We start from the raw sequence: 14415 nt of genomic DNA, 5'->3' as shown, positions 1-14415 counted from the left end.
TAGATCACCGTTTGCTTTTGATGATGGTGCCCAGGCCTTGCAGATAGGCCACCAGCGCGTCCATTTCGGTTTTGCCCTTCACGGCATCCTTGGCACCGGCGATGTCTTCGTCGGTGTAAGGGACGCCGAGCGCGCGCAAGACTTCCATTTTCTTCGCGGTGTCTTTGCCATCGAGCTTGTTTTCCACGAGGAACGGGTAGGCCGGCATTTTCGATTCGGGCACCACGTTGCGCGGGTTGTACAAGTGCGCACGCTGCCAGTCATCGGAGTAGCGACCGCCGACACGGGCCAGGTCCGGACCGGTACGCTTGGAACCCCACAGGAACGGGTGGTCCCAGACGCTTTCACCGGCGACCGAGTAGTGGCCGTAACGTTCGGTTTCCGCACGGAACGGGCGGATCATCTGCGAGTGGCAGCTGACGCAACCGTTGGCGATGTAGATATCGCGGCCTTCCAGTTCAAGGGCCGAGCGAGGCTTCATGCCTTCGACCGGCTTGTTGGTGACGTCCTGGAAAAACAGCGGAACGATCTGGGTCAGGCCGCCGACGCTGACGGCGATGACCATGAAGAAGGCCAGCAGGCCAATGTTCTTCTCGACTGCTTCATGCTTCATCAGTGAGCTCCAACTACAGCGATCTGTTCGGCGGCTTCGGCTTCAGCCGGGTTCGAGGCGCGTACGGTACGGTACACGTTGTAGGCCATGAACAGCATGCCGGCGGCGAAGAACGCACCGCCGAGGGCGCGGACGATGAAACCAGGGTGGCTGGCTTGCAGCGCTTCGACGAACGAGTAGGTGAGGGTGCCGTCATCGTTGATTGCACGCCACATCAGGCCTTGGGTGATGCCGTTTACCCACATCGAAGCGATGTACAGAACGGTACCGATGGTGGCCAGCCAGAAGTGCGTGTTGATCAGGCCAACGCTGTGCATCTGCGCGCGACCGAACAGTTTCGGGATCATGTGGTAGATCGCGCCGATCGAAATCATCGCTACCCAGCCCAGGGCGCCGGCGTGTACGTGGCCGATGGTCCAGTCGGTGTAGTGCGACAGCGAGTTCACGGTCTTGATCGCCATCATCGGGCCTTCGAAGGTCGACATGCCGTAGAAAGCCAGGGAGACGACCAGGAAGCGCAGGATCGGGTCGGTGCGCAGCTTATGCCAGGCGCCCGACAGGGTCATCATGCCGTTGATCATGCCGCCCCAGCTCGGAGCCAGCAGGATGATCGACATCGCCATGCCCAGGGACTGGGCCCAGTCCGGCAGAGCGGTGTAGTGCAGGTGGTGCGGACCTGCCCAGATGTACAGGGTGATCAGTGCCCAGAAGTGCACGATCGACAGGCGATAGGAATAGATCGGACGCTCGGCCTGTTTCGGCACGAAGTAGTACATCATCCCCAGGAAGCCGGTGGTCAGGAAGAAGCCTACGGCGTTGTGACCGTACCACCACTGGATCATCGCGTCGGTCGCACCCGAGTAGGCCGAGTACGACTTGAAGAAGCTGACGGGCAGGGAAGCGTGGTTGACGATGTGCAGCATCGCCGTCACGACGATGAAGGCACCGTAGAACCAGTTACCCACATAGATGTGCTTGGTCTTGCGCTTGACGATGGTGCCGAAGAACACCAGACCGTAGGTGACCCAGACGATGGCCAGCAGAATAGCCAGGGGCCATTCCAGCTCTGCGTATTCCTTGGTGGTGGTGTAACCCAGCGGCAAGGTAACGATGGCGCCGACGATTACCGCTTGCCAACCCCAGAAGGTGAAGGCGGCGAGGCTGTCGGAAATCAGTCGCGTTTGGCAGGTTCGCTGCACGACGTAATAGGAAGTGGCAAACAGTGCACATCCACCGAAGGCGAAAATCACCAGGTTTGTGTGCAACGGGCGCAGGCGTCCAAAGCTCGTCCAGGGCAGACCGAAGTTCAATTCCGGCCAGACCAGTTGAGAGGCGATGAAGACACCGAGCCCCATGCCAAGGATCCCCCAGACCACCGTCATGATGGCGAACTGGCGGACTACCTTATAGTTATAAGCAGTCGGACTGATTGCTGTGCTCATTCTAAGGTTCCACGGTTTGGGTGTTTTATTAGGATTAAAAATCGGCCGCAAGTATGTAGAAAGCGTAGGGTCATTGCAACGCGCCATGACCTGGGTCAATGCGTTCAAATGCTGATTCTGCGGCCTTTCCATGCGCCGCGTAAGGACAAAATCGGCCGCGGACAAAACGTCCCGGAAAACTGATCAGGCGAGGGGGTCAGGTCGGATGTAACGGGGTGTGTTCAAACACAACGATCGGGTGACCGGAGGCAATTGGCGCGACAGCCGGTATCTACCAGCCTTTGCGGCCTGTCATCGGGCAGATTCGTCGAACACATCGTTCAGGGTCGACCTGGAACCGGCACTGGCCAGTTCGCATCGGGGGAAGCTTAGACCCGAATCCTGGGAACCGAAAGGCAGACTCATGGAGGGTGCGACAAAAAGAAGCAGCTGCAAGCCGCAAGCTACAAGCTCCAAGTTAGAGCTTGTAGCTTGCGGTTTTTGCTTTTGCTCTTACTTGACGCTTGTAGCTTGAAGCTTGCCGCTCAACTGCTCATCACCTTTTGAAAGGCTGAACACGTAAGCCGCGAGCAATTGCACTTTATCGTTGCCGAGCAGTTCGCTCTGTGCCGGCATATGGCCCTGGCGGCCATGGCGGATGGTCTGTTCAAGCTGCGTCAGGCTGGTGCCGTAGATGAAACCGGCCGGGTGCGTCAGGTTCGGCGCGCCCATGGCTTCAGTACCCTGGCCGTTCGCCCCGTGACAGGCGACGCAGGTGGTGCTGAACGCTTGCTGCCCCGCTTGCAGGTCGGCCCCGCTGTCCGCAGACAGAGGCAGGCCAGCCAGTTGGTGGCGCACATAAGCCGCGACGTTTTTCACGCCGGCCTCGCCGAGGACTTCCCCCCAGGCCGGCATCGCCGCCATGCGTCCGCCCATGATGGTGGTCTTGATGGTTTCGGCGTTGCCGCCCCAGCGCCAGTCACTGTCCGCCAGGTTGGGGAAGCCGAACGCTCCCTTGGCGTCCGAGCCATGGCATACCGAGCAGTTGGAGGCGAACAGACGACCGCCCATTTTCAGTGCTTGCGGGTCCTTGGCCACTTCCTCCACTGGCATGGCGGCGAATTTGGCAAAGATCGGTCCGAACTTCGCGTCCGCCTTGTCCATCTCCTTTTCCCATTCGTGCACGCCGGTCCAGCCGTTGTCGTAACCGGGCAGGATGCCTTTCCAGTTGCCCAGGCCTGGATAGAGAATCAAATAGCCGACGGAGAACACCAGGGTGCCGGCGAACAGCATGAACCACCATTGCGGCAACGGATTGTCATACTCCTCGATGCCGTCAAAGCTGTGGCCCATGGTCTGGTCGACGCTGCCCTTGGTTTCGCCCCGGCGGGTGCCGATCAGCAACCAGGTCAGGCCGATAAGGCTGCCGATGGTCAGTACGCAGATCCACGTACTCCAGAAGGTGGTCATGGCCGGGTACTCCTTGCGGCGGTTTCTTGTTGAGGGCTGTTTTCCGATTGCGGCTCGTCGGCGAACGGCAGCAGGCGTGCTTCGGCGAATTCCGGGCCGCGCTTGCCGTTGAATACCCACAGGGTCAGGCCGACGAAGGCCACGAACACCACGACCGTGCCCAGGCCGCGGATCATGCCAGTACTGACTTCAAAGACCATGTGTCACCTCTTGCTCTTGATGGCAGTGCCGAGTACTTGCAGGTAGGCGACCAGTGCGTCCATCTCGGTCTTGCCCTTGAGCGACTCGACGCTGCCCGCAATGTCGTCGTCGGTGTAGGGCACGCCCAGCGTGCGCATGGCCTTGAGCTTGGTTTCGGTGTGGCTGCTGTCGACCTGATTGGCCACCAGCCACGGGTAGGCGGGCATCTTCGATTCCGGCACCACGTTGCGCGGGTTGTACAAATGCGCGCGGTGCCAGTCATCCGAGTAGCGCGCCCCGACCCGCGCCAGGTCCGGCCCGGTGCGTTTGGAGCCCCAGAGGAACGGGTGATCCCAGACGCTTTCGCCCGCCACCGAGTAGTGACCGTAGCGTTCGGTCTCGGCGCGGAACGGGCGGATCATCTGCGAGTGGCAACCGACACAGCCTTCGCGGATATAGAGATCGCGACCTTCGAGCTGCAACGCGGTGTAGGGCTTCATGCCTTCCACCGGTTTATTGGTCACGTCCTGGAAGAACAGGGGGACGATCTGGGTCAGACCGCCGATGCTCACGGCGAACACCATCAGCAGCATCAGCAGGCCGACGTTTTTCTCGATTGTTTCGTGTTTCATGGCGGACTCCTCAGGCCATCTGCGCGGCAGCGGCGACTTCGGCAGGCTGCGAAGCCCGCACGGTGCGCCAGGTGTTGTAAGCCATCAGGAACATGCCGCTGAGAAAGATCGCCCCGCCCACCAGTCGCACGATGAAACCCGGGTGGCTGGCCACCAGGGTTTCGACGAAGGAGTAAGTCAGCGTGCCGTCTTCGTTCACCGCGCGCCACATCAAGCCCTGGGCGATGCCGTTGACCCACATCGAAGCGATGTAGAGAACGGTGCCGATGGTGGCCAGCCAGAAGTGCGCGTTGATCAGGCCGATGCTGTGCATCTGCTCACGTCCGAAGACTTTCGGGATCATGTGGTACAGCGCGCCGATGGAAATCATCGCCACCCAGCCGAGCGCGCCGGCGTGTACGTGGCCGATGGTCCAGTCGGTGTAGTGGGAGAGGGCGTTGACGGTCTTGATCGCCATCATCGGCCCTTCGAAGGTCGACATGCCGTAGAACGCCAGGGAGACCACGAGGAAACGCAGGATCGGGTCGCTGCGCAATTTATGCCAGGCGCCCGAGAGGGTCATCATGCCGTTGATCATGCCGCCCCAGCTCGGCGCCAGCAGGATCAACGACATCACCATGCCCAGCGACTGCGCCCAGTCCGGCAACGCGGTGTAGTGCAGGTGGTGGGGACCTGCCCAGATGTACAGGGTGATCAGCGCCCAGAAGTGCACGATCGACAGACGATAGGAGTACACCGGGCGTTCGGCCTGCTTGGGCACGAAGTAATACATCATGCCGAGGAACCCGGCGGTGAGGAAAAAGCCCACGGCGTTGTGGCCGTACCACCACTGCACCATGGCATCGGTCGCACCGGCATACAGCGAGTAGGACTTGGTGAAACTCACCGGCAACTCAAGATTGTTGACGATGTGCAGGATGGCGACGGTGATGATGAACCCGCCGAAGAACCAGTTACCGACGTAGATGTGCTTGGTCTTGCGCTGCATCACCGTGCCGAAGAACACGATGGCGTACGCGACCCAGACGATAGTGATCAGTATGTCGATCGGCCACTCCAGTTCGGCGTATTCCTTGGAACTGGTGTAGCCCAGCGGCAGGCTGATGGCCGCCAGCAGGATCACAAGTTGCCAGCCCCAGAAGCAGAACGCGGCGATTTTCGGGGCAAACAACTGGGTCTGGCAGGTGCGTTGCACCGAGTAGAACGAACTGGCGAACAAGGCGCAGCCGCCGAAGGCGAAGATCACCGCGTTGGTGTGCAGCGGGCGCAACCGCCCGAAACTGGTCCAGGGCAAATTGAAGTTGAGTTCGGGCCAGACCAACTGGGCGGCGAGAAAAACCCCGAGCCCCATGCCGACGATGCCCCACACCACCGTCATAATGGCGAATTGGCGGACCACCTTGTAGTTGTAGGCGGTACTGATAGAAGTGTTCATGGTTCCCCATCCACGGTTCAGCCGAAGGAAGCGCCGGCAGCGCACCCTTCGCCTGGAGTTATAGGCAGACTAAAAGCGAGGCAAGCATGGACAAACAGCACAAGGCCGGTATTGACGGGGATCAATGGGCGCAGTGCGTGCAGGATCATGGATGGTTGTGGGATGCCGCCGTGGCGCCGGCGTCGGCGTCGGCGACGCTGATCCTCGCCCATGGCGCCGGCGCGCCGATGGACAGCGACTGGATGAACGACATGGCTGCACGCCTCGCGGTGCTTGGCGTCAACGTGTTGCGCTTTGAGTTTGCGTACATGGCGCAACGGCGTGTCGACGGCGGCAAGCGCCCACCCAATCCAGCACCGAAGCTGCTGGAATGCTGGCGTGAGGTGTATGCCGAGGTGCGACGCCATGTCGCTGGGCCGCTGGCTATCGGCGGCAAGTCCATGGGCGGGCGGATGGCCAGTCTGCTGGCAGATGAATTAGGCGCCGATGCGCTGGTGTGCCTGGGCTATCCGTTCTATGCCGTGGGCAAACCGGAGAAGCCACGGGTCGAACATTTGGCCGGATTGAAAACACGGACGTTGATCCTGCAGGGCGAGCGGGATGCGTTGGGCAATCGCCAGGCAGTGGAAGGGTATGTGTTATCGCCGAGTATCGAGGTGTTCTGGCTGGTGGCGGGGGATCATGATTTGAAGCCGTTGAAGGCTTCGGGGTTTACCCATGAACAGCATCTAGCGGCTGTGGCGCAAAAAGTGGCTGCATTTCTTCAGTGAGACTTTTGGCCGGCTGTGACGATCTCTTCGCTGGCAAGCCAGCTCCCACAGTGATCTTTGGTGTGGCTTGATTTTGAGAACTATGCAGACCCCTGTGGGAGCGGGCTCGCCCGCGATGAGGCCCGAACAGACGACATCACTTTAAGACTGGCAATAAAAAACCCGGAGGTTTTCACCGTCCGGGTTTCTTGTTTCCAGCATCAATCAGCGGTTAAACCGCTCCACCAACGAATACTGGGTATTCGCGGTTTTGGTCAGCTCTTCACTCAACAAAGCCGAGTTCTGCGCCTGTTCCGAAGTCTGGTCAGCCAGTTCGGAAATGTTGCTGATATTGCGGCTGATTTCTTCGGCCACGGCACTTTGCTCTTCGGTCGCGGCAGCGATCTGGGTGGTCATGTCGGTGATGTTGGCCACCGCTTCGCTGATCCCCACCAGTGCCTGATCCGCTTCCAGTACCCGTGCCACACCTTCTTCAGCCTGGCGATGCCCGGCTTCCATGGTTTGCACCGCAGTCCCGGCTGTCTGCTGCAGCTTGGCGATCAGCGCATGAATCTGCCCGGTGGATTCGCTGGTGCGTTGTGCCAGTTGCCGTACTTCATCAGCCACCACCGCAAAGCCGCGCCCCATCTCACCGGCACGGGCCGCTTCGATGGCGGCGTTGAGCGCCAGCAAGTTGGTCTGGTCGGCGATGCCCTTGATCACATCGACCACGCCACCGATTTCATCGCTGTCCTTGGCCAGTTGGGTCACGGTCAGACCGGTTTCTCCAACCACCACCGACAGGCGCTGAATGGCTTCGCGGGTCTCCCCGGCGATGTCACGACCACGCCCGGTCAGGCGATTGGCTTCCTGAGTCGCATCGGCGGTGCGCTGCACATGACTGGCGACTTCCTGCGTGGTGGCGGCCATCTGATTGACGGCGGTGGCCACTTGCTCGGTTTCGACACGCTGGCGTTCCAGGCCGGTGGAGCTGTTGTGCGCCAGGGCATCGGACTGTTTCGCCTGATCGGTGAGGTGTTCGGCGGTGTCCTGCAAGCGGGTCAGGCAGGTTTTCAGGCGTGCTTCCTGACTGAGGATCGACATCTCCAGGCGCGCCTGGGCGCCGCGGCTGTCGGTGTACATCTGCGCGATCAATGGGTCGGACGTGGTCTGCTCGGCCAGACGCAACAAACGCTTGATGCCGCGTTGCTGCCAGCTCAGGCCCATCAGGCCCAGCGGCACCGAAAGGCCGGCGGCCAAAGCAAATCCCCATTGGGAGTTGAGCGAGGCACCGATCATGAAGCTCAACTGGCTGACCAGAATGAACGGCAGCCAGTCCTGCAGGACCGGCAACCATTTATTGGTGGCAGGAACGGCCGACTTGCCCTGGTTGATGCGTTGGTAGAGCGCTTCGGCACGACGGATCTGTTCGGCGGAGGGTTTGACCCGCACCGACTCATAACCGATCACCTGATTGCCTTCGAAGATTGGCGTCACATAGGCGTTGACCCAATAGTGATCACCGGTCTTGCAGCGATTCTTGACGATACCCATCCATGGCAAGCCTTGTTTCAGTGTCGCCCACATGTGCGCGAACACTGCGGCTGGAACGTCGGGGTGACGCACCAGGTTATGCGGCGCACGGATCAGCTCTTCACGAGAAAACCCGCTGATCTCGACGAAGGCGTCGTTGCAGTAGGTGATCATGCCCTTGGCATCGGTGGTGGAAATCAACCGTTGCTGGGCCGGGAAGGTCCGCTCGCGTTGTGTAATTGGCTGGTTGTTACGCATGGCTTTTTAATCCGCAAGGCTTTCAAGTGCTATATCGGCATCCGTTGCGATTTGTTGAGATTATTTTTCGATAATCAGTTATGCGTCGCAAAATGACCCTTGCGTCAGCCGGCAAGCATCGGATAAGTGAACAGGCTGAAGTGCAGCAGATTCAAACCGAAATGCGTGGCGATGGCCGCCGCCAGCCCACCGAAGCGGTAGGCCAGGCCATAACCGATGCCGGCCAGACTCGCCAGTAATACCCATTGCCAACCAGCACCCACATGCGCCAGGCCGAACACCAGCGAAGCGAGCAGCAGGGCAAGGTTTTCGCCGTAAGGCAGGTGGCCCAGGCATCGGCTCAAGCCGCCCTGGATGTAGCCGCGGAACAACGCTTCCTCGACCAGCGTCACCAGCAACAGATTGTTGAGCAGCCACAGCCAGGCCTGCTCCGGCCATTTCGGCGCCCAATCGATGACATTCAGCACCAGCGCACCGCCCAGGGCCAACACGGCGCTCAGGATCAGTGCCAGGGCGGTGGCATACAGGAACAGCCGCAGCGAGCGCCGGCCGACGATCCATGGACAGACCAGCAGCAGCCAGAAACCGATCAGGGGTTTGTCCAGATTCAGGTACATGGAAAATGGCACGGCGTCAGCGGTGAAGCGCTGCGGGTCAATGACGCGGCCGTTGTAGAAACCGGGTAGCCAGTGTGTCGCCAACGCCAGGGCCAACACGATGAACAGGCCGTGGCCGAGGTAGCGGCCCAATGGAAGTGTTTGCTGGCGAACGGAGAAACCGGCGATCAGCAACAGCGCGACGGAGATCGTGGCGAACCAGCCAAGGTGACCGTAAGCCAGCGCCATGCCGTAGCCGAGGGAGAGGAGAGTCAGGTGGGGCCATGGTAGGGCGAGCATTGAAAGTCCTTGTTTGTATTTCTGCAAGACGCCTCGGCCCATTGTCGGAGCGAGCCTGCTCGCGAATGCGGTGTATCAGGCGACATTAATGTTGAATGGGGTGACCCCTTCGCGAGCAGGCTCGCTCCCACAATGACCATGTGTTGGTACGTAATCGGGTGATTGTAAGCCGGGGCACTCAAACAAAAACACCGCCCGAAGGCGGTGTCGTTGTCAGCGTTAAATTACGAGGCAATCAACTGCCTTAACACGTAATGCAAAATTCCTCCCGACTTGAAGTACTCCACTTCATTGAGCGTATCGATGCGGCACAGCACTTCGACTTTCTCCTGGGTGCCGTTTTCATGGGTGATGACCAGGGTCAGGTTCATCCGTGGCGTCAGTTCGACCCCGGTCAACCCGAGGATGGCCAGGGTTTCAGTGCCTCTGAGATTCAGGCTCTTGCGGTTTTGATCGAGTTTGAACTGCAGCGGCAACACGCCCATGCCCACCAGGTTGGAGCGGTGAATGCGCTCGAAGCTCTCGGCAATCACCGCTTTGACGCCCAGCAGATTAGTGCCCTTGGCCGCCCAGTCACGGCTTGATCCGGTGCCGTATTCTTGTCCGGCAATCACCACCAGCGGTGTGCCTGCAGCCTGGTAACGCATGGCCGCGTCGTAGATCGCCAGTTTCTCCCCGGTCGGGATGTAGAGGGTATTGCCGCCTTCTTCGCCGCCGAGCATTTCATTGCGAATGCGGATATTGGCAAAAGTGCCGCGCATCATCACTTCGTGGTTGCCGCGTCGCGAGCCATAGGAGTTGAAGTCCCGAGGCTCGACGCCTTTTTCCCGCAAGTAGTGACCCGCCGGGCTGTCAGCCTTGATGTTGCCGGCCGGGGAGATGTGGTCGGTAGTCACCGAATCGCCCAGCAGGGCAAGGATGCGGGCACCGTTCACGTCCTTGACCACCGGTGGCGGTCCGCCGATGTCATCGAAGAACGGTGGATGCTGGATGTAAGTCGAATCCGCCTGCCAGACGTAGGTGGCCGCTTGCGGCACTTCGATGGCCTGCCACTGTTCGTCGCCGGCAAACACTTCGGCGTACTCCTTGTGGAACATGGCGGTGTTGACCTGTTCCACGGCGTCGGCGATTTCCTTGCTGCTTGGCCAGATGTCGCGCAGGTAAACCAGGTTGCCGTTCTGGTCCTCGCCCAAGGGCTCGCGACTGAGGTCGATGCGCACGGTGCCGGCCAGCGCATAAGCAACCACCAACGGCGGTGATGCCAGCCAGTTGGTTTTTACCAGTGGATGGACCCGGCCTTCGAAATTGCGGTTACCCGACAAGACGGAAGCTACGGTCAAATCGGCTTTCTGGATGGCTTTTTCGATCGGTTCCGGCAAGGGGCCGGAATTGCCGATACAGGTGGTGCAGCCATAACCGACCAGGGCAAAACCCAGTTCATCGAGGTATGGCGTCAGTCCAGCCGCCTTGTAGTAGTCGGTGACCACCTTCGAGCCGGGGGCCAGCGAACTTTTCACCCAGGGTTTGCGGCGCAGGCCTTTTTCCACGGCTTTCTTCGCCACCAGGCCGGCGGCCATCATCACGCTCGGGTTGGACGTGTTGGTGCAGGACGTAATCGCCGCAATCACCACCGCGCCGTTTTTCAGTCGCACCGTTTGCCCTTCAAAGTCGTAGTCCACTTCACCGGCCAGATCGGCGTTGCCCACCGCGACACCGCCGCCGCCCTCGCTTTCCAGGCGACCTTCTTCCTTGCTGGTGGGCTTGACTTGCAGGCCGATGAAGTCGCTGAACGCTTGCGCGACATTCGGCAGCGAAACCCGGTCCTGCGGGCGTTTCGGTCCGGCAAGGCTGGCTTCGACGCTGGCCATGTCCAGCGCCAGGCTGTCAGTGAATATCGGCTCCTTGCCCGGCAAGCGCCACAGGCCTTGCGCCTTGCTGTAGGCCTCGACCAGTTTCACGGTTTCGAGAGGGCGGCCGGACAGGCGCAGGTATTCCAGCGTCACGTCGTCCACCGGGAAGAAGCCGCAGGTGGCGCCGTATTCCGGGGCCATGTTGGCGATGGTCGCGCGATCCGCCAGCGGCAGATCGACGAGGCCGTCACCATAGAACTCGACGAATTTGCCGACCACGCCTTTCTTGCGCAGCATTTGCGTCACGGTCAGCACCAGGTCGGTGGCGGTGATGCCTTCCCTGAGTTTGCCGGTGAGTTTGAAGCCGATCACTTCCGGAATCAGCATCGACACCGGTTGGCCAAGCATCGCCGCTTCCGCCTCGATGCCGCCGACGCCCCAGCCGAGGACGCCAAGGCCATTGATCATGGTGGTGTGGGAGTCGGTGCCCACCAATGTGTCCGGGAAGGCATAGGTGCGGCCGTCCTCGTCCTTGGTCCAGACCGTGCGGCCCAGGTATTCCAGATTCACCTGATGGCAGATGCCGGTGCCCGGCGGCACCACGCTGAAGTTGTCGAAGGCACTTTGGCCCCAGCGCAGGAACGCATAGCGTTCGCCATTGCGCTGCATTTCGATGTCGACGTTCTGTTCGAAGGCGCTGCTGGTGGCGAACTTGTCGACCATCACCGAGTGATCGATCACCAGATCCACTGGCGACAGCGGGTTGATCCGTTGCGGGTTGCCGCCGGCCTTGGCCATCGCCGCACGCATGGCGGCCAGGTCAACCACGGCGGGCACGCCGGTGAAGTCCTGCATCAGCACCCGCGCCGGGCGGTACTGGATTTCGCGGTCGGAGCGGCGCTCCTTGAGCCAGGCGGCAATCGCCCTGAGGTCGGCGCCGGTGACGGTTTTTTCGTCCTCCCAGCGCAGCAGGTTTTCCAGCAGCACTTTCAACGACATCGGCAGCAGGTCCAGGTCGCCCAGGCTCTTGGCGGCATCCGGCAGGCTGAAATAGTGGTAGGTCTTGTTATCGACTTGCAGGGTTTTAAGGGTGTTCAAGCTATCGAGAGACGGCATTACGATCACTCCTTTGCGTCCGCACGGCTACGGACTGAGGGGAACGGGCAGAGCATTAAACCTAGCCCTGTTTTAGGTAGCTGGCTAATAACTGGATTCTATGGGTAAGTCCGAGGTTCCGAAGTCGGCTATCATGCGCCGGTTTTCGTGACAGGCTTTGCTCCAGCGCAAGTCTGGGCATCGCGCAGTGGTGAATGTCTCGCCATCTGCCCAGGAGTAAGAATGAACACCCTCTTTATGCATTGCCGGCCGGGCTTCGAAGGCGAAGTCTGTTCCGAGATTTCCGACCTCGCCGCACGGCTGAACGTGGCCGGTTATGCCAAGGCCAAGACGGCCAGCGCCTGCGCCGAGTTTGTCTGCACCGAAGAAGACGGCGCCGAACGCCTGATGCGCGGCCAGCGTTTCGATCAGTTGATCTTCCCGCGCCAATGGGCTCGGGGGATCTTCATCGACCTGCCGGAAACCGACCGCATCAGCGTGATCCTCGCTCACTTGGCGGACTTCCCGACCTGCGGCAGCCTGTGGCTGGAAATGGTCGACACCAACGATGGCAAGGAACTGTCGAACTTCTGCAAAAAATTCGAAGTGCACCTGCGTAAGGCGCTGATAGCCGCCGGCAAACTGGTGGAAGACGCCCATAAACCGCGCCTGTTGCTGACTTTCAAGAGTGGTCGCGAAGTGTTCATGGGCCTGGCGGAGTCGAACAACTCGGCGATGTGGCCGATGGGCATTCCGCGTTTGAAGTTTCCGCGCGAGGCGCCCAGCCGTTCGACCCTTAAGCTGGAGGAGGCCTGGCACCACTTCATCCCGCGTGACCAGTGGGACGAGCGCCTGCACAGCGACATGACGGGTGTCGATCTTGGTGCCGCGCCCGGTGGTTGGACCTGGCAACTGGTCAATCGCGGCATGCTGGTGACGGCCATCGACAATGGCCCGATGGCCGAAAGCCTGATGGACACCGGTCTGGTACAGCATCTGATGGCCGACGGTTTTACCTTCAAGCCCAAGCAGCCGGTGGACTGGATGGTCTGCGATATCGTCGAAAAACCGGCGCGCAACGCCGCGATGCTGGAAGAGTGGATCGGCGAAGGCCATTGCCGTGAAGCCGTGGTCAACCTCAAGTTGCCGATGAAACAGCGTTATGCCGAAGTGAAGCGTCTGCTGGAACGCATCGCCGACGGTTTCAAGGCGCGGGGCATTCGCGTGGAGATTGGCTGTAAGCAGCTGTACCACGATCGTGAAGAAGTGACTTGCCACCTTCGCCGGCTCGACGTAAAGAAGCCCAAGTCCCGCTGAGTACACATAACCTGTGGGGGTGGCGTAATGCCACAGATGACCGAACACCCGGCAATGCGCGACAATGCCGGCAAGTTTCAGGAGTGATTCATGAGCGAAATGACTGACACGCCGGTTGACGGCACCCTCGACGCCACCGGCCTCAACTGCCCGGAACCCGTGATGATGCTGCACCAGCACATCCGCGATCTGGTGCCCGGCGGCCTGCTCAAGGTGATCGCCACCGATCCGTCGACCCGTCGCGACATCCCCAAGTTCTGCGTGTTTCTCGACCACGAACTGGTGGCGCAGCACGAAGATGCCGGTACCTACCTGTACTGGATTCGCAAGAAGTCCGGTTAACGAAGTCGAAAAAAAGGCCTGCATATGCAGGCCCTTTTTTTGCGCGGTCAACCCATCGAACGGCTGATACGAATCCGTTTGCGCGCACTGCGCGTCAGGCGGATCGACAGCATCAGTGCCGCGCAACTCAGGCCTGCGATCAGACCTTCCCACAACCCGCTCGGGCCGCTGGCCGGACCGAACCAATCAGTCAGACCCAGCACATAACCCACCGGCAGGCCGATGCCCCAGTAGGCGAACAGCGTCAGAATCATCGTCACCCGGGTGTCCTGGTAGCCCCGCAGCGCGCCGGCGCAGATCACCTGGATGGCATCGGAGAACTGATACAGCGCGGCATAGACAATCAACATCGACGCAATCTGGATCACGGTCTTGTCAGGCGTGTAGATCGAAGCGATAGGCTCGCGCAGCAGCATGATCAGGCTTGCCGAGAACGCGGCAAACACCAGTGCGGCGCCCAGCCCGACCTTCGCCGCGAAGCGCGCCTGATAAGGATTGCCGGCGCCCAGCGCCTGGCCGACCCTTACCGTCACCGCCATGCCCAAGGAATAAGGAATCATGAACAGCAGCGAGCTGATGTTCAGGGCTATCTGGTGCCCGGCGACCACGGTAGAGCCGAGGCTG

The 14415-nt window shown here is 60.5% G+C and carries 13 protein-coding genes; 3 read left to right on the top strand and 10 right to left on the bottom strand.

Annotation, left to right across the window (positions count from 1 at the left end; translation table 11 throughout):
• Nucleotides 1–4: 4 nt before the first annotated feature.
• The 6 genes from ccoO (FFS64_RS20370) to ccoN (FFS64_RS20345) all read right to left on the bottom strand — a co-directional run bounded on the left by ccoO (FFS64_RS20370) (nucleotide 5) and on the right by ccoN (FFS64_RS20345) (nucleotide 5751).
• Complete coding sequence (ccoO, locus tag FFS64_RS20370) at nucleotides 5–613, bottom strand: cytochrome-c oxidase, cbb3-type subunit II (RefSeq protein ID WP_095197330.1); 609 nt, start codon at nucleotides 611–613, stop codon at nucleotides 5–7.
• Nucleotides 613–2055: a cytochrome-c oxidase, cbb3-type subunit I gene (ccoN, locus tag FFS64_RS20365; RefSeq protein ID WP_095197331.1), complete on the bottom strand. Its 1443-nt coding sequence runs from the start codon at nucleotides 2053–2055 to the stop codon at nucleotides 613–615. The genes ccoO (FFS64_RS20370) and ccoN (FFS64_RS20365) overlap by 1 nt, the downstream gene beginning before the upstream one ends.
• A 492-nt stretch (nucleotides 2056–2547) precedes the next feature.
• A complete protein-coding gene (gene ccoP, locus FFS64_RS20360; protein ID WP_137806902.1) occupies nucleotides 2548–3504 on the bottom strand; it encodes a cytochrome-c oxidase, cbb3-type subunit III in 957 nt (318 codons plus the stop codon).
• Nucleotides 3501–3704 (bottom strand): cbb3-type cytochrome c oxidase subunit 3, encoded by a 204-nt coding sequence (locus FFS64_RS20355; protein WP_137806901.1) that lies wholly within the window; start codon nucleotides 3702–3704, stop codon nucleotides 3501–3503. Before FFS64_RS20355 ends, ccoP begins: the two co-directional genes overlap by 4 nt.
• 3 nt (nucleotides 3705–3707) lie before the next feature.
• On the bottom strand, nucleotides 3708–4316 hold the full coding sequence (ccoO, locus tag FFS64_RS20350) for a cytochrome-c oxidase, cbb3-type subunit II (protein ID WP_137806900.1): 609 nt from the start codon (nucleotides 4314–4316) through the stop codon (nucleotides 3708–3710).
• A 10-nt stretch (nucleotides 4317–4326) separates the two neighbouring features.
• Nucleotides 4327–5751, bottom strand: a complete 1425-nt coding sequence (gene ccoN, locus FFS64_RS20345; RefSeq protein WP_137806899.1) for a cytochrome-c oxidase, cbb3-type subunit I — start codon at nucleotides 5749–5751, stop codon at nucleotides 4327–4329.
• Between the two features lie 86 nt (nucleotides 5752–5837).
• Between ccoN (FFS64_RS20345) and FFS64_RS20340 the strand changes: the two genes are divergently transcribed.
• On the top strand, nucleotides 5838–6521 hold the full coding sequence (locus FFS64_RS20340) for an alpha/beta family hydrolase (protein ID WP_137806898.1): 684 nt from the start codon (nucleotides 5838–5840) through the stop codon (nucleotides 6519–6521).
• A gap of 204 nt (nucleotides 6522–6725) precedes the next feature.
• Here the strand turns inward: FFS64_RS20340 and FFS64_RS20335 are convergent, their stop codons facing one another.
• From FFS64_RS20335 to acnA, 3 genes are all read right to left on the bottom strand, one after another.
• Nucleotides 6726–8291 (bottom strand): PAS domain-containing methyl-accepting chemotaxis protein, encoded by a 1566-nt coding sequence (locus FFS64_RS20335; RefSeq protein WP_137806897.1) that lies wholly within the window; start codon nucleotides 8289–8291, stop codon nucleotides 6726–6728.
• Between the two features lie 104 nt (nucleotides 8292–8395).
• Nucleotides 8396–9187, bottom strand: a complete 792-nt coding sequence (locus FFS64_RS20330) for a CPBP family intramembrane glutamic endopeptidase (RefSeq protein WP_137806896.1) — start codon at nucleotides 9185–9187, stop codon at nucleotides 8396–8398.
• A 224-nt stretch (nucleotides 9188–9411) separates the two neighbouring features.
• Nucleotides 9412–12153: an aconitate hydratase AcnA gene (acnA, locus tag FFS64_RS20320; RefSeq protein WP_137806895.1), complete on the bottom strand. Its 2742-nt coding sequence runs from the start codon at nucleotides 12151–12153 to the stop codon at nucleotides 9412–9414.
• Nucleotides 12154–12375: 222 nt separating this feature from the next.
• Between acnA and rlmM the strand changes: the two genes are divergently transcribed.
• Together rlmM and tusA are read left to right on the top strand one after the other, a co-directional pair.
• Nucleotides 12376–13449, top strand: coding sequence for a 23S rRNA (cytidine(2498)-2'-O)-methyltransferase RlmM (gene rlmM / locus FFS64_RS20315; RefSeq protein ID WP_137806894.1), 1074 nt, complete (start codon nucleotides 12376–12378; stop codon nucleotides 13447–13449).
• A 90-nt stretch (nucleotides 13450–13539) separates the two neighbouring features.
• Nucleotides 13540–13791 carry a sulfurtransferase TusA gene (gene tusA, locus FFS64_RS20310; RefSeq protein ID WP_095197341.1) on the top strand — a complete coding sequence of 84 codons (252 nt, stop codon included), beginning with the start codon at nucleotides 13540–13542 and terminating at the stop codon, nucleotides 13789–13791.
• A gap of 47 nt (nucleotides 13792–13838) precedes the next feature.
• Here tusA and FFS64_RS20305 read toward each other — a convergent pair.
• Nucleotides 13839–14415: MATE family efflux transporter (locus tag FFS64_RS20305; protein ID WP_256660498.1), on the bottom strand; the 577-nt coding region annotated here is incomplete at its 5' end.

This window comes from Pseudomonas sp. G(2018), from assembly GCF_005502415.1.
In the GTDB taxonomy this organism is placed as follows: Bacteria; Pseudomonadota; Gammaproteobacteria; order Pseudomonadales; family Pseudomonadaceae; genus Aquipseudomonas.
The sequence above is the reverse complement of the archived record's forward strand: the minus strand, read 5'-3'. Positions and strand labels throughout refer to the sequence as shown.

Bases quoted from the DNA above. Each gene is read 5' to 3' on its own strand.
- ccoO (WP_095197330.1), bottom strand. From the start codon at position 613: ATGAAGCATGAAGCAGTCGAGAAGAACATTGGCCTGCTGGCCTTCTTC.
- ccoN (WP_095197331.1), bottom strand. From the start codon at position 2,055: ATGAGCACAGCAATCAGTCCGACTGCTTATAACTATAAGGTAGTCCGC.
- ccoP (WP_137806902.1), bottom strand. From the start codon at position 3,504: ATGACCACCTTCTGGAGTACGTGGATCTGCGTACTGACCATCGGCAGC.
- FFS64_RS20355 (WP_137806901.1), bottom strand. From the start codon at position 3,704: ATGGTCTTTGAAGTCAGTACTGGCATGATCCGCGGCCTGGGCACGGTC.
- ccoO (WP_137806900.1), bottom strand. From the start codon at position 4,316: ATGAAACACGAAACAATCGAGAAAAACGTCGGCCTGCTGATGCTGCTG.
- ccoN (WP_137806899.1), bottom strand. From the start codon at position 5,751: ATGAACACTTCTATCAGTACCGCCTACAACTACAAGGTGGTCCGCCAA.
- FFS64_RS20340 (WP_137806898.1), top strand. From the start codon at position 5,838: ATGGACAAACAGCACAAGGCCGGTATTGACGGGGATCAATGGGCGCAG.
- FFS64_RS20335 (WP_137806897.1), bottom strand. From the start codon at position 8,291: ATGCGTAACAACCAGCCAATTACACAACGCGAGCGGACCTTCCCGGCC.
- FFS64_RS20330 (WP_137806896.1), bottom strand. From the start codon at position 9,187: ATGCTCGCCCTACCATGGCCCCACCTGACTCTCCTCTCCCTCGGCTAC.
- acnA (WP_137806895.1), bottom strand. From the start codon at position 12,153: ATGCCGTCTCTCGATAGCTTGAACACCCTTAAAACCCTGCAAGTCGAT.
- rlmM (WP_137806894.1), top strand. From the start codon at position 12,376: ATGAACACCCTCTTTATGCATTGCCGGCCGGGCTTCGAAGGCGAAGTC.
- tusA (WP_095197341.1), top strand. From the start codon at position 13,540: ATGAGCGAAATGACTGACACGCCGGTTGACGGCACCCTCGACGCCACC.